Below are 12,378 nucleotides of genomic sequence, written 5' to 3' on the forward strand. Positions count from 1 at the left end.
GAGTCTCCATGGAACCCGTCATCACCAGCCTGCTGGACACCGACCTCTACAAGTACACGATGTGGCAGACCATGCTGCACCGCTTTCCGCAGACGCAGGCCGAGTACAGCTTCGTCTGCCGCAACCAGCCCACCTACCCGCTGGCCGAGCTGCTGCCGCAGGTGAACGCCGAGCTCGATGCCCTGTGCGCGCTCAGCTTCCGCGAAGACGAGCTGGCCTACATCGGCGGCCTGCGCTACATCAAGAGCGACTTCGTCGACTTCCTGCGCATCTTCCGTTTCCAGCGCAACTTCATCGAAGCGCGCGCCGAAGGTGACCAGCTGCGCATCGTCGCGCGCGGCCCTCAGGTGCACGTGATGGCGTTCGAGATCTTCGTGCTCGCCATCGTCAACGAGCTCTACTTCCGCCGCTTCGACCGTGCCGCCGCCGAAGCCGAAGGGCGTTTGCTACTGCACGCCAAGCTCGACCAGCTGCGCGCCCTGGGCAACGAAGCGCCGTTGCGCCACCCCTTCGAGCTGTTCGACTTCGGCGTGCGCCGCCGCTTCTCGCGCAGCTGGCAGCGCGAGGTCGTGGCCGCGTTCCAGGCCCAGGCGCCGCAGTTCTTCAAGGGCACGTCCAACGTGCTGCTCGCGCGCGATCTCGGCCTCGTGCCCATCGGCACCATGGCCCACGAATACCTGCAGACCTACCAGGCGCTGGGCGTGCGCCTGCGCGACTTCCAGAAGGCCGCGCTCGAAGACTGGGTGCAGGAGTACCGGGGCGACCTCGGCATCGCGCTCACCGACGTGGTTGGCATGGACGCCTTCCTCTCGGACTTCGACCTCTATTTCGCCAAGCTCTTCGACGGCCTGCGCCACGACTCGGGCGACCCGCTGGTGTGGGCAAACAAGGCGTTGGATCACTACCAGAAGCTCCGCATCGACCCGCACACCAAGCGCCTCGTGTTCTCCGACGGCCTCACCATCAACAAAGCCCTCGCGCTCTACCACGCGCTGGGCAACCGCACCAACCTGGGCTTTGGCATCGGCACCCACCTCACCAACGACGTGGGACTCACGCCGCTCAACATCGTCATGAAGCTCACCAGCGCCAACGGCCAGCCCGTGGCCAAACTCTCCGACTCGCCGGGCAAGACCCTGTGCGACGACCAGACCTTTCTTGCCTACCTGCGCCAGGTGTTCAACGTGCCCATCCTTGCGGAGGACTCATGATCAAGGTCACCCTGGCCCAGCTCAACGTCACCATCGGCGACATGGATGGCAACGTGCGCAAGATGATCGCCGCCGCACAACGCGCCCGCGACGATGCGGCCGACCTCGTCGTCTTCTCCGAGCTCTCGCTCACCGGCTACTACCCCGGCGACCTGCTCGACGAACCCCACTTCATGGCGCGGGTGTCCGTGGGCTTCGAAGCCCTGCTCCAGGCCTCGCGCCAGATGCCCACGATGCACTGGGTGGTGGGCCTGCCCGCGGCGCACGCCGGCCCGGGCAAGCCGCTGCGCAATGTCTTGCGCGTGCTGCGCGGTGGCGAGGTGCTGCTCGAATACGCCAAGCAGCTGCTGCCCACCTACAACATCTTCAATGAGCGCCGCCATTTCGAGCCCGGCCCCGACGTGGCCAAGGTGCTGCGCATCGGCACCGAGCAGGTCGGTTTCCTGATCTGCGAAGACGGCTGGAACGACGACGGCAGCGCCTACGCCGTCAACCCGTTCGACCGCCTGCGCGACGCCGCACCCGACGTGGTGATCTCCATCAACGCCAGCCCGTCCCACATCGGCAAGCGCGAGCAGCGTCACCAGATCTTCGCCGCCGCCAGCCGCCGCAACAGCCTGCCCATCCTGTACGTTAACCAGGTCGGTGGTCACGACCAGCTGGTCTACGACGGCGCGTCCTTCGCCGTCGAGCCGAAGGCGGGCGTGGTGTTCGAAGCGCGCCGCTTTGAAGAAGACGTGACCACGCTGCGGATCGACGCCCACGGCTTCAAGGCCGCCGATGGCGAGTCCCTGCCCGCCGTGCCCTGCGAAGGCCTGCCCACCATGGCTTTTTACCGCCAGCAGATCGTGCTCGGCCTGCGCGACTACGCGCGCCGCTGCGGCTTCACGCAGGCGGTGGTCGGCTCCTCCGGTGGCATCGACTCGGCCATCACCCTCGCGCTCGCGGCCGAAGCCTTCGGCCCGGATCGCGTGACCGCCATCACCATGCCCTCGGTGTACTCCTCGGCGGGTTCGGTGGACGACTCGCAAACCCTGTGCGACGGTCTCGGTGTGCGCCTGTTTCGCCACCCGATTGCCGATCTCGTGCAGGGCTACAGCGCCGGTTTCGAAACCGCCTTCGGCGCACCGCTGCAAGGCCTGGCGCTGGAGAACCTGCAGGCACGCATCCGCGGCACCATCCTCATGGAATATTCCAACACCTGGGGACACCTGCTGCTCACCACCGGCAACAAGTCGGAGATGTCGGTCGGCTATTGCACGCTGTATGGCGACACCAACGGTGGTCTCGGCCTCATCGGTGATCTGTACAAGACCGAGGTGTTCGCCCTCGCGCGCCATCTCAATCAGGCCGCGGACCGCGAAGTCATCCCGCGCGCCATCCTCGAAAAGCCGCCCTCCGCCGAGCTCGCGCCCGACCAGAAGGACACCGACAGCCTGCCGCCCTACGAGGTGCTCGACGAGGTGCTCAAGCACCTGATCGAAGGCCACGGCCTGGCCCACGAGGAACGCGAACAGGTCGAAGCCTACGTCGCCCAACTCGTGCAACAGCCCGATGGTGCGGCGCTGGTGGACCGCATCCGCCGCCTGGTCGCCCGCAGCGAGTACAAACGCCGTCAGGCACCACCCATCATCCGCGTGCGTGCCCGCGCCTTTGGCTCGGGGCGCCAGATGCCCATCGCCGCCCAACATTTTTGAGTTCCATGAACGCATCAACACACACCTACACCGGCGCCATCTGCATCGGCCGCTTCCAGGGGCTGCACCTCGGTCAGCTCGCGGTCATCCGCCGCGCACTGCTGCTCGCGCCTCGCGTGGTCATCTTCATCGGCTCGGCGTTCCAGGCGCGCACGCCCAAGAACCCATTCACGTGGGAAGAGCGCGTCGAGATGATCCGCCTGGCGCTGACAGCCGAAGAGGCCGGGCGCGTGGGCTTCGTGCCCGTGCGCGACTACTTCGATGGCCAGCGCTGGGTCGCTGCGGTGCGCGAGGGCGTGCGGGCGCAACTGGGCGAATTGCCCGCGGGCCAGACCGTGCTCGTGGGCCACCGCAAGGACGCCACCAGCGAGTACCTGAGCGACTTCCCCGGCTGGCTGCTCGACGACGTGGGCAGCCAGGGCGACATGCATTCCAGCACCCTGCGCGACGCCTTCTTCGGTGCCGCTGGTGAACCGCTGGAGCCCGCACTCGCGGCCCTGGTCAGCCAGGCGCCGCCGTCCACGCTCGGCTTTCTGCGCGCCTGGGCGCAGCTGCCCTGCTACCGCGAACTAGCGGCCGAATGGGCCAGCCTGCGCGCCGAGCACGCACTCTGGGCCAGCGCACCCTACCCGCCCGTGTTCGTCACGGTGGACGCGCTGATCGAATGCGCGGGCCATGTGCTGCTCATCGTGCGCGGCCGTGCGCCCGGCAAGGGCCTGTACGCGCTGCCCGGGGGCTTTCTGGAGCAGCGCGAGACGGTCTACCAGTCGGCCCTGCGCGAGCTGCAGGAAGAAACCGGCCTGCACCTGCTGCCCGGCGACATCGCGCATGCGCTCAAAGGCGTGCGCGTGTTCGACCACCCGGACCGCAGCCAGCGCGGCCGCGTCATCACCCACGCCCACCACTTCGACCTGGGCGCGCGCCGCCTGCCCGAGGTGAGCGGCAGCGACGACGCGATGTCCGCCAGCTGGGTGCCGATCGGCGAGCTCGCGGCCATGGAAGACCGCTTCCACGACGACCACTTCCACATCCTCGACAGCTTCCTGGGCCTCACCGGAACGTGACCCGCTTGCGCCCGGCGCAGACGAAAAAAAACCGGCCAGAAGGCCGGTTTTCAGAATCAGAGCGACAAGTGCTCAGTAGCCGCCGCGCGAGCCGCGGTCACCACCGCCGTAGCCGCCGGTGCTCGGCTCTTTCGGGCGCGAGATGTTCACCACGATCGAGCGGCCGTCAACCGACATGCCGTTCAGGCTCTGGATCGCGGCCTCGGCCTGTTCGCTGGTGGACATTTCCACAAAGCCGAAGCCCTTGGAGCGACCCGTGTCGCGGTCCATCATGACCTTGGCCGACGTCACGCCGCCAAACTCCGTGAAGTTGTTGCGCAGGATGGCGTCGTCGATGGAATAAGGCAGGTTGCCCACGTAAAGTTTGGTGCTCATGACAGAGCCTTTCAAAGAAATTGCGCTCCAGCCAGGCCGAGCCCGACAGCGCATGAATGAGCGGCGTCCGAGGGACACCGCAGGAACGGGTTTTGCGAAGATGCACAAGGCCTGAGCCGTTGCGAACCTGCGCGAAGCTGAATGGTGGGGTTGTCTGCAGCTCAACAGAACATCGCGACCGAATGGCGTCGGCGCTGACCGGGGCCTGAGGTGCCACCGGCTGGGCGGTGTGGGTTGGCGGATGCCACCGAACACAGTCCAAGCCGGTATTATATTTAATAGTAAATATAAATGCAAATTTATATTGCAATCAGTTTGAAAGAGACCCGGATGCCCGAAACCACCTTCCACATCCCCACCCTGCAGACGCAAGATGACGCCGACGCCGTCATGTTCGAACTGCAAGACCTGCCCTGCGTCAACCAGGCCGACGTCAACCTCGCCGAACACACGGCCTGGGTCAGCCACACCGCCATGATTTCGGCCGACGACATCGCGGCCAAGTTGCAGGAAGCCGGCTTTGAGGCGCAGCCGGTTTAGACCGCACACATCTCCGGCCCGTCCTGCCGGCCCCACAGATGCGCCGCCAGCGCCGCCGCCGGGCCACCGATGCCTGCAGGCGCTGCCCCCACCCCACCCAGCCGGTCCATCAACAGCAACAGGGCCTCCGCCTGCGGCGGGATCGCGCCCATGAAGAGCGCCCGGTCCTCACGGCACAGCAGCACCGTGGGAAAGGTCTCGATGTCGATCCCGACCGAGTCCATGAGCTCCGCCTCGTCCTCCACGTCCAGCCAGCGCCACTGCAGTTCCGGATGCCGCGCGGCCAGCTCCGCCATCACCGGACGCCAAGCCCGGCAGGCACTGCACCAATCCGCACAAAGACAAACAGCCCACACGATCCAGACCCCCGAGCACAATCATTGAAACGAGCGGGGAGCATACCCGCGCCCCAATCGGATCGGGCCGCGTTCCAGCTGCGGGTCAGCGTCATGTGCACCGCGCCGCGCTTGAAGGGCCTTGGCCACTCGCGCATGATTGGCCTATGGAACCCACCCGCCTCGCCATCTACGACCATTACGCCTACGCCGCTGTCGCCCTGATCGGCACCGCCGTTGCCGCCCTGCTGTTGCTGCGCGTGCTCGCCGCGCCGCGCTGGCGCGCGGGCATGCTGACGCTCAGCGGCGTCGTCCCGCCCTTCCTCAACATCCTGGGCGTGTTGTTCGGCCTCACGTTGGCCTTCATCGCCAACGACACCTGGAGCGCCCACGACCGCGCCATGAGCGCCGTCTACCGCGAAGCCGACAGCCTGCGCACGCTCGATGCGCTCGCGCGCGGCCTGCCCGAGGTGCCGCAGGCTGCGCTGCGCGCCGCGGTGAGCGAACACGCCGCCGCCACCGCCTCTGAATGGCAGCAGCTCGCCCACCGCAGCAGCAGCCCCGCCGCGCAACAGAGCGCCGACCACCTGCTCAGCCTCGTCGCCAGCCCCGCCATGGCGCACGCCGCCAGCGCCAGCGTGCACAGCCTCATGCTGGGCGCCGTCGTCCACCTGCGTAACGACCGCGACCAGCGCATCGCCCTGAGCCAGATGCATGTCAACCCGCTCAAGTGGATGGGCATGGCCTTCCTCGGCCTGCTCACCATGGTGTCTATCGCCATCGTGCACGTCGAGCAACTGCGCGCCGCCACCGTGGCCATTGTGCTGTTTGCCGTGGCCGCCGCGCCCACCGCCGCCATCGTGCTCATGCAGGGCAACCCTTTCCAGACCCCGTCCTTCGTCTCGCCCGCACCCATCGCGCAAATGGCCCAGCCTTCCCCATGACCGACACCACCCCCATCACCCGCCACCTGCGCATCACCGGCCGCGTGCAGGGCGTGGGCTACCGCTGGAACATGGCGCAGCAGGCCAATGCACTGAGCCTGAGCGGCTGGGTGCGCAACCGGCTGGACGGCAGTGTGGAGGCGCTGGCCACTGGCCCGGTCGATGCGGTGCAAGCGCTGATCAACTGGGCACAACGCGGACCGGAGCTGGCGCGGGTGAACGGGGTGGAGGTGACCGAGGTCGAGAGCGGGGAGGTGCTCGACGGGTTTGAGCAGCGGGAGACGGTGTAGGTTGGCAAGAGGCGTTCTGCGCTCCCATCCTGGACTGCGGTCTGGTTTGTGTCACCCCAGGCAATGCCCTGGGTGTCAGGTGAGGATCTTTTGAATAGTCTCCGTTCCTCACCGCATGAGGAACGCTATGAGCCCGACAAACACAACCCCGCAACGCCTTCAGTACGGCGCGCGACCGACGCAGCCCGGCATGTATCTCGGTCTTTTCCATGGTCGGAACAGCCGCAAAGAAGACATGGACGATTGGGGTTTCGCCGGACCTGTGCTCGGCCCACTGAACTATTGCCACACCACATACATGGCGTACATCCACCTGCAATTTGTGAATGGGCAAGACGCGCGTATCTGCTGCAACTCAGGGCATCTCGCCGTCGATCTGGAGGTGGTGGAGGACATGATCCACTTCGAGGGCGCTTACTATGGCGATTGGACGGTGTTCTTCGTGGCTCCAGAGGAGTGCCGTCGTCCCGACGACGCTTTCAGGAACAAGCCCCGCGTCAATGCGTATCAGTGGCACAACCACTTGAACGCCGCATGACGTGCGGATAAACCCGGGGATACCGAGGCCCTTTGGCTGGCATTGGTTCCAATGCCGATGTCTTCTACATCGCTACGAAAAGCTGGCTCGGTAACTGATGGGGTCCAGCACACAGTGTTGGTCGAGCGATCCGCGCAACGAAAACAAACGGGGCGATTTTCGGAACTCAAACAGCCGACAGAGCGTGAACTGAGTGCTTGCATCACGTGAAAAGTCCAGCTCATTGCTTGAGACAAAGAAGGGCGTTTCCTTCCCGAAAGTGGTGGTCTTCACCTCGATGAAACGCTCGCGACCGTTCACATCAAAGGACAGCACGTCGTAGCCAAGCCCATCCCCCTTGGTTCTTGACACATGCTCAACGCGATCAGCCAGGACAGACTTTCCAAGCTGCGTAAGTCGCCAATGCTCGTATTGCGCAATGAACTCTTCGCCAGCCAAGCCCAGAGATGCATTGCGTGACTCGCGCGCCAGATAGTCACGTTTGACGGGCGCATATGTCCGATGTGGAGTGGCATCCGAAGCGGTGTGTCGCCGGATAGGCGCGTCTGCCTCAACCTTTGTGAAGTCGAAGATTTCAGGCTGGACAGCGGGTTGTTGCACGGCTGCCAGGGCCAGCGAGTCAAGAGTGGTGAATTGATCTACCTGCTGCTCGGCCACATCGCGCAACAGCCCTTGGTAGTTGGCCCGTGGTTGATATCCACGGATATAGGGGAACCCGAGGTCAATCATCACGGCACTGATATTGCCGTGTTTGAATTCAATGGAACCGTCTGACCGCCCATTGAGTCTTTGCTGGAGTGCCCTTCGATGGGCGGTCTTGCTGAAAGCTTGACCAGCTAGCTCAAGGCTGAGCATTTTGAGGTAATCGGCGACGATCGCTTCTACCTCAACTTGGGTCCAGTCCATTCAGGTACCGTCTTGAGTATCAAACTGCATGGGAATCGAATACTGAATTTTCGATTCCCATGGTTGTAGAGAGACCCATAAGGCAAGAAACGCCCCCCTTATGAATCAAGGCTTTGCCGGGCTCTTCGAACCATAAGCTGAGAAGGCTTGCCGCATAAGGCGAGAAATTTCCCCGAAAAGCCGCATCGGCACCACCCCGGTCGTTGTCATTGCATACGGTCACCCATCGTGATGCCCCGCCTCGACAGCAACGGAGCGGCGAGGACTCGCTGGTCAACGAACGCAGCACTGCAGGAGCGCATTTTCGCACTCCGCCTGTGGTCGCTCACCATATTTCGTGGGTATTGAATCTCCAAGCAGGGCCATCGCAAAGTCAGCAGCCTGCGTCAATGCTGGCACATTCTGCCCGCCTGGCGTGACTTCTCCTGCGAGTGCCAGCTTGAGCGTGTGCAACGCTGCTGGCTGGGTTTTGGCTTACCCTTTGACCGCATGAACTGCGCGCCGACGTGGTGTCGCGTGCTGTTTCAGCCATGGGGGATGACATGCAAGATGAGCCCACTGACGCAAAGTCAGCGCACAAGGGGACGGGTCGCGAAGCAGACCCTGTTTCGCGTGAAGAGCTTTACAGCCTTGTGTGGGCAAAGCCCATGCTCAGGGTTGCGGAAGATTTTGGCGTTTCATCCAGCTATATGGCCCGGGTATGCACAGAACTTCGCGTTCCAAGGCCCGCACAAGGCTACTGGACGCAGGTCGAGTTGGGTAGGGCTCCTGAGCGCCCTGCCCTCCCTCCGGTTCGGCATGGGGATGTTTCAAGTTGGCGCCCGGGGGCAAACGTTGGGACGGTTGAACAAACGGCGAAAAAGATTGAAGCCAAAGCCCGCGCCCAAGAAGGCCCCCCGGGCGAGCGGGCAAAACGTGGACGACCCCGGGCGAAGCCCTCTGGGAGCACCGTTCACCTGCTTGTAAAAGACGTCAAGCCATTCTTCCTGAAATCACGCGACACGGACACGGGGTTGCTGCGACCATTCAAGCGGATGCTCGTTGACGTCGTCACCTCCGAAGCGCAGCTGGACAGGGTCCTTGGCGTAGCCAACGCTCTATTTTCCGCCTTGACGGCAAAGGGGCACCGAGTCGCACTCGGTTCGCTGCACCCTCACATGGGACGGATGGAGGTGAATGTGCGCGAAGTGCCAAAAAAGAACCAATATCACCAGCCAGTCTGGGCACCTGACAGGCCTACGGTTTTGTACATCGGGGCTATGCCCATCGGGTTGACGTTCTATGAGATGACGGAAGACGTTGAATCCGTCTATGCCAACGGAACCTATTTCCCCGTACGTGACTTGACAGCGGAGCAACGTCGCCGGTTCACCGGGCCACAACACTGGAAAACGACCAAAGAGCTTCCCTCCGGGCGTTTGTGTCTCCAAGCCTACTACCCCAGTTCGTCGCGGGTGAAATGGTTCAAGCGATGGCAAGAGACCCCGGTGAGTGAGCTGTTGGACGTGCCCAAGATGGTGGCTGCGCTTGAGGCCTCGGTACCTGAACTGACCGAGCAAATCGAGACGGCGCGCATTCAAGAGCAAGGGCAGCGGAGGCTCTGGGAAGAGCAACAGCGGCAATGGCGCGAAGAACGCGAGCGCGAGCGCCAGCAAAAGGCCCACCAGGCGGCACAACAGGAGCTCATCGCAGCCATTGCCGCGTGGGACCAGGCACGCAAGGTGGAGGCCTATTTCGAGGATGTCTTGCGTGCCGCGGAACACATGGAGGCTGGCGAGCGAGACACGCTTTTCGACCGGGTGACTCAAGCCCGGGCCATGGTCAGTGGTCCAAGTGCCTTGGAAGCTTTGCTCCGCTGGAAGTCGCCGAGCGAGAGATTGTGATTTCGCCACCAACGTTTGATGGGGGCGCGAGTGCATAAGGGTGGCATCTTGAGACAAGCGCAGTCGTGGCGTTCTCCAATTTCTACGTCAGACTGGCTCAGAAAATCGACGGCACTTCAAAGCCTCCTCGGATTTTCAAGCGAAGGCCAATTCAATTTAACCGTGCATTCGCATAGATTTCTTTCTTTCCAAGGGTCTTTTTGAACATAATCTATGGTAACGAGTAGATATTGTCTCTGGCAAACGAAATGGGCATAAAATCTATGCATAGACATAGAAAGCATTGACGCTGTGTTGAAGCTGGTGCATTATCTATTCGTTAACATAGATAATCTCCATGCATATCCCGGTCGACTCCGCAGCTCAGATTGGCGCCGTCTTGCGCCTTGTCCGAAAGACCCAAGGCGTTCGCTCCGATGACTTGGCCGGCTCCGCCGGTGTCGGGCCGGTGTTCGTGCTCGATGTTGAGAGGGGCAAGCCCACCATCCAGCTCGGCAAGGTGCTCCAGGTACTCCAGGAAGCGGGCATCAGGGTGAACCTCGAAATCCCTGACAACCTCAGCCTCGATGCACTTCCTAAGGGCCCGAAAAAACGCACTGTCTGGCAGAGCTTGATGGCCATCCTTGGTCGCAACGGCTCCGAAGCGTGGGCACAGTCCGTTGCGCAGTCCATTGCTGGGCGCGCGCTACACGGGCACGAGCCCGCGGCTTCTGAAACTTCCGCGCAGGCCAAGAGCCATGGCTGACGAGGCTCGTGCCGCGGCGGCGAAGGCCGCAGTGATGCAACCCAGGGCGCCGGTCGACGACACGGCGGTGGAGTACGAGCGTGAGAAGACCGCTTGTCTCGAACTCATCGACTTTCTCAAGCGGCAGACCAGTCTCTCCAAACACAGCCCTGCGCTGGTAGACAGCTTGCAGGCGAGTCTGAACAGGGGTGAGCGCCCTCGCGCCCTTGAGCTTCGCATCGATGCCGACCTGGTAGGGTGGCTCTTCGACGTGAACGATGTCTGGGTCTTCCAGTACAACGTGAGCTGGGTCTCAAAGGGCGGGGCTTTTGCGCTGTCTCCTAGCCTTGGACTGCGTGAAGAGGCCTATGTCGACGGGTCGTCAACCCGCCCGGTGCAATGGTTCTTCGACAACCTTTTGCCCGAGGAGGAACTGCGCAAGTCGCTCGCAAAAGAAGCCAAGCTGGCGTTTGAGGATGTGTTTGGTCTCTTGCGCCACTACGGGGCGGAATCGGCCGGCTCGCTCATCCTGCACCCGCTGGGGCTTCCGCCTGCAGAGGATGGCTTGCAAGAGCTCACGCCCGAAGAACTCAGCGCCCGCATCCAGAACCTTCCCGCGGCTCCCCTCACGCAAGGGTCTCCGAAGCGCATGTCCTTGGCCGGTGCCCAGCACAAGATGGTCGTGGTCGCGCATTGCAACGAAAAGGGCGAGCTTGAGCCAACGCTCTTTGAGCCTTTGCCCGCCACGCCGTCCACACACATACTCAAGCCAGACTCGGTCGCGGCTGCGTACCCGCACTCGGTGGCCAACGAGTACTTCTCGATGAGGCTCGCCCAGGTGCTCAAGCTTGACGTGCCCGCGGTGTTCCGGCTCTATGTGCCCGAGCCCGTCTACCTCATCACACGGTTTGACCGCCTACAGAACAAGCACACGCCCAGCGTATCGCGACTGCACGTCATCGACACTTGCCAGTTGCTCAATCGCTCCCGAGTCCTGAAATACGACCTGGCCCGACTGGACACATTGACTGAAGCAGTCGACATGACCCGCTCGAAGGCAAAGGCCCGGCACAAGCTCTACCAGTGGATTGTCTTCAACACGTTGCTGGGCAACGGCGACTCGCACCTGAAGAACCTGTCCTTTCTTGTCACGTCATCGGGCATCGAGCTCGCCCCTGGCTACGACATGCTCTGCACGGCTGTGTACGACACACAGGCATTCGCGGACCAAAAAGCTATCTGGCCCAGGACTGGCTTGGCCACAACCATTCCGGGCGCAAACAGGTTCGACCAAGTTACTTACGCAGGCCTTCTCGATGCAGGCGCGGCGCTAGGCCTTGGGGCTGCAACAGCTCGACGTCTTCTGGATGAAATGCTCGACCGCATCGAGCCGGCAGCCGACAACGTACTTGAATCCCTTGCCAAGGATTACGCAGATACGGTGGCGCGGCTGGGGGCCGGTCACCCTCTGGCCCCCCAACCCGCCGTTCAGGCTGGAGAGGTGCGCCTGTTGCGCGCCATCCGGCACATCGTCATCGCCGGCATGGTGGGACAGGTCAGGCAAGGCCGTCCCGCAAAGCGGTGACGATTCTCAACCTATGGATGCGAGCGCAGCTCGGCAAAAAAACACCGTCTGGAGTTGGGGGCGGTGCAAACAGGCAAGGCATCCAAGCACCCTGGCATCCGCGCAGCTCAAAAAATCAGACAAGAAAGGTCGGGTGCCCAAGAATTTCAGACATGCGAGTGTCCCCGGCGCACCGTTCTAGAAAAAATCAGACATTGGCAGATGGAAGATTTCACTGCCTGTAGCCAAGCGGGGGCTCCACGCACGGCCCGAGTCGCACGAAAATAGCCCCGTCGCCACAAGCTGA

13 protein-coding genes are annotated in these 12,378 nt (G+C 62.9%); 10 read left to right on the forward strand and 3 right to left on the reverse strand.

Features of this window, described 5'->3' with window-relative positions:
* Window positions 1-8: 8 nt before the first annotated feature.
* From pncB to F3K02_RS16245, 3 genes are read left to right on the forward strand one after another with little or no spacing between them, the layout of a single operon-like run.
* Entirely contained in the window at window positions 9-1,211 is a 1,203-nt protein-coding gene (pncB, locus tag F3K02_RS16235; RefSeq protein ID WP_177136670.1) for a nicotinate phosphoribosyltransferase, read from the forward strand.
* Complete coding sequence (locus tag F3K02_RS16240) at window positions 1,208-2,908, forward strand: NAD+ synthase (protein WP_177136671.1); 1,701 nt, start codon at window positions 1,208-1,210, stop codon at window positions 2,906-2,908. The genes pncB and F3K02_RS16240 overlap by 4 nt, the downstream gene beginning before the upstream one ends.
* A 5-nt stretch (window positions 2,909-2,913) precedes the next feature.
* A complete protein-coding gene (locus tag F3K02_RS16245; protein ID WP_177136672.1) occupies window positions 2,914-3,972 on the forward strand; it encodes a bifunctional nicotinamide-nucleotide adenylyltransferase/Nudix hydroxylase in 1,059 nt (352 codons plus the stop codon).
* 72 nt (window positions 3,973-4,044) lie between these two features.
* Here F3K02_RS16245 and F3K02_RS16250 read toward each other — a convergent pair whose 3' ends face one another.
* Complete coding sequence (locus tag F3K02_RS16250) at window positions 4,045-4,347, reverse strand: RNA recognition motif domain-containing protein (RefSeq protein ID WP_177136673.1); 303 nt, start codon at window positions 4,345-4,347, stop codon at window positions 4,045-4,047.
* Window positions 4,348-4,677: 330 nt separating this feature from the next.
* On the opposite strand from F3K02_RS16250, the gene F3K02_RS16255 reads away from it, so the two are divergent.
* Window positions 4,678-4,887: a heavy-metal-associated domain-containing protein gene (locus tag F3K02_RS16255; RefSeq protein ID WP_177136674.1), complete on the forward strand. Its 210-nt coding sequence runs from the start codon at window positions 4,678-4,680 to the stop codon at window positions 4,885-4,887.
* Here F3K02_RS16255 and F3K02_RS16260 read toward each other — a convergent pair.
* Window positions 4,884-5,243: a thioredoxin domain-containing protein gene (locus F3K02_RS16260; protein WP_177136675.1), complete on the reverse strand. Its 360-nt coding sequence runs from the start codon at window positions 5,241-5,243 to the stop codon at window positions 4,884-4,886. The genes F3K02_RS16255 and F3K02_RS16260 overlap by 4 nt on opposite strands.
* A gap of 146 nt (window positions 5,244-5,389) precedes the next feature.
* Here F3K02_RS16260 and F3K02_RS16265 point away from each other — a divergent pair, with 146 nt between their 5' ends.
* From F3K02_RS16265 to F3K02_RS16275, 3 genes are all read left to right on the forward strand, one after another.
* Entirely contained in the window at window positions 5,390-6,166 is a 777-nt protein-coding gene (locus tag F3K02_RS16265; protein ID WP_177136676.1) for a bestrophin-like domain, read from the forward strand.
* On the forward strand, window positions 6,163-6,456 hold the full coding sequence (locus tag F3K02_RS16270; protein ID WP_177136677.1) for an acylphosphatase: 294 nt from the start codon (window positions 6,163-6,165) through the stop codon (window positions 6,454-6,456). The genes F3K02_RS16265 and F3K02_RS16270 overlap by 4 nt, the downstream gene beginning before the upstream one ends.
* 127 nt (window positions 6,457-6,583) lie before the next feature.
* Window positions 6,584-6,994 carry a hypothetical protein gene (locus tag F3K02_RS16275; protein WP_177136678.1) on the forward strand — a complete coding sequence of 137 codons (411 nt, stop codon included), beginning with the start codon at window positions 6,584-6,586 and terminating at the stop codon, window positions 6,992-6,994.
* Between the two features lie 72 nt (window positions 6,995-7,066).
* Here the strand turns inward: F3K02_RS16275 and F3K02_RS16280 are convergent, their stop codons facing one another.
* Window positions 7,067-7,900 (reverse strand): protein NO VEIN domain-containing protein, encoded by an 834-nt coding sequence (locus F3K02_RS16280; RefSeq protein ID WP_246309528.1) that lies wholly within the window; start codon window positions 7,898-7,900, stop codon window positions 7,067-7,069.
* A 1,034-nt stretch (window positions 7,901-8,934) separates the two neighbouring features.
* On the opposite strand from F3K02_RS16280, the gene F3K02_RS16285 reads away from it, so the two are divergent.
* From F3K02_RS16285 to F3K02_RS16295, 3 genes are all read left to right on the forward strand, one after another.
* On the forward strand, window positions 8,935-9,783 hold the full coding sequence (locus tag F3K02_RS16285; protein WP_177136679.1) for a hypothetical protein: 849 nt from the start codon (window positions 8,935-8,937) through the stop codon (window positions 9,781-9,783).
* 337 nt (window positions 9,784-10,120) lie between these two features.
* Window positions 10,121-10,528, forward strand: coding sequence for a helix-turn-helix domain-containing protein (locus F3K02_RS27315; RefSeq protein WP_218179479.1), 408 nt, complete (start codon window positions 10,121-10,123; stop codon window positions 10,526-10,528).
* Window positions 10,521-12,092: a HipA domain-containing protein gene (locus tag F3K02_RS16295; RefSeq protein ID WP_246309530.1), complete on the forward strand. Its 1,572-nt coding sequence runs from the start codon at window positions 10,521-10,523 to the stop codon at window positions 12,090-12,092. Before F3K02_RS27315 ends, F3K02_RS16295 begins: the two co-directional genes overlap by 8 nt.
* Window positions 12,093-12,378 lie beyond the last annotated feature (286 nt).

This window comes from Hydrogenophaga aromaticivorans (assembly GCF_013387465.1).
Classification (GTDB): Bacteria; Pseudomonadota; Gammaproteobacteria; order Burkholderiales; family Burkholderiaceae_C; genus Hydrogenophaga; species Hydrogenophaga aromaticivorans.

Coding starts and splice junctions, on each gene's coding strand:
- pncB (WP_177136670.1), top strand. CDS start 9: ATGGAACCCGTCATCACCAGCCTGCTGGACACCGACCTCTACAAGTAC.
- F3K02_RS16240 (WP_177136671.1), top strand. CDS start 1,208: ATGATCAAGGTCACCCTGGCCCAGCTCAACGTCACCATCGGCGACATG.
- F3K02_RS16245 (WP_177136672.1), top strand. CDS start 2,914: ATGAACGCATCAACACACACCTACACCGGCGCCATCTGCATCGGCCGC.
- F3K02_RS16250 (WP_177136673.1), bottom strand. CDS start 4,347: ATGAGCACCAAACTTTACGTGGGCAACCTGCCTTATTCCATCGACGAC.
- F3K02_RS16255 (WP_177136674.1), top strand. CDS start 4,678: ATGCCCGAAACCACCTTCCACATCCCCACCCTGCAGACGCAAGATGAC.
- F3K02_RS16265 (WP_177136676.1), top strand. CDS start 5,390: ATGGAACCCACCCGCCTCGCCATCTACGACCATTACGCCTACGCCGCT.
- F3K02_RS16270 (WP_177136677.1), top strand. CDS start 6,163: ATGACCGACACCACCCCCATCACCCGCCACCTGCGCATCACCGGCCGC.
- F3K02_RS16275 (WP_177136678.1), top strand. CDS start 6,584: ATGAGCCCGACAAACACAACCCCGCAACGCCTTCAGTACGGCGCGCGA.
- F3K02_RS16280 (WP_246309528.1), bottom strand. CDS start 7,900: ATGGACTGGACCCAAGTTGAGGTAGAAGCGATCGTCGCCGATTACCTC.
- F3K02_RS16285 (WP_177136679.1), top strand. CDS start 8,935: ATGCTCGTTGACGTCGTCACCTCCGAAGCGCAGCTGGACAGGGTCCTT.
- F3K02_RS27315 (WP_218179479.1), top strand. CDS start 10,121: ATGCATATCCCGGTCGACTCCGCAGCTCAGATTGGCGCCGTCTTGCGC.
- F3K02_RS16295 (WP_246309530.1), top strand. CDS start 10,521: ATGGCTGACGAGGCTCGTGCCGCGGCGGCGAAGGCCGCAGTGATGCAA.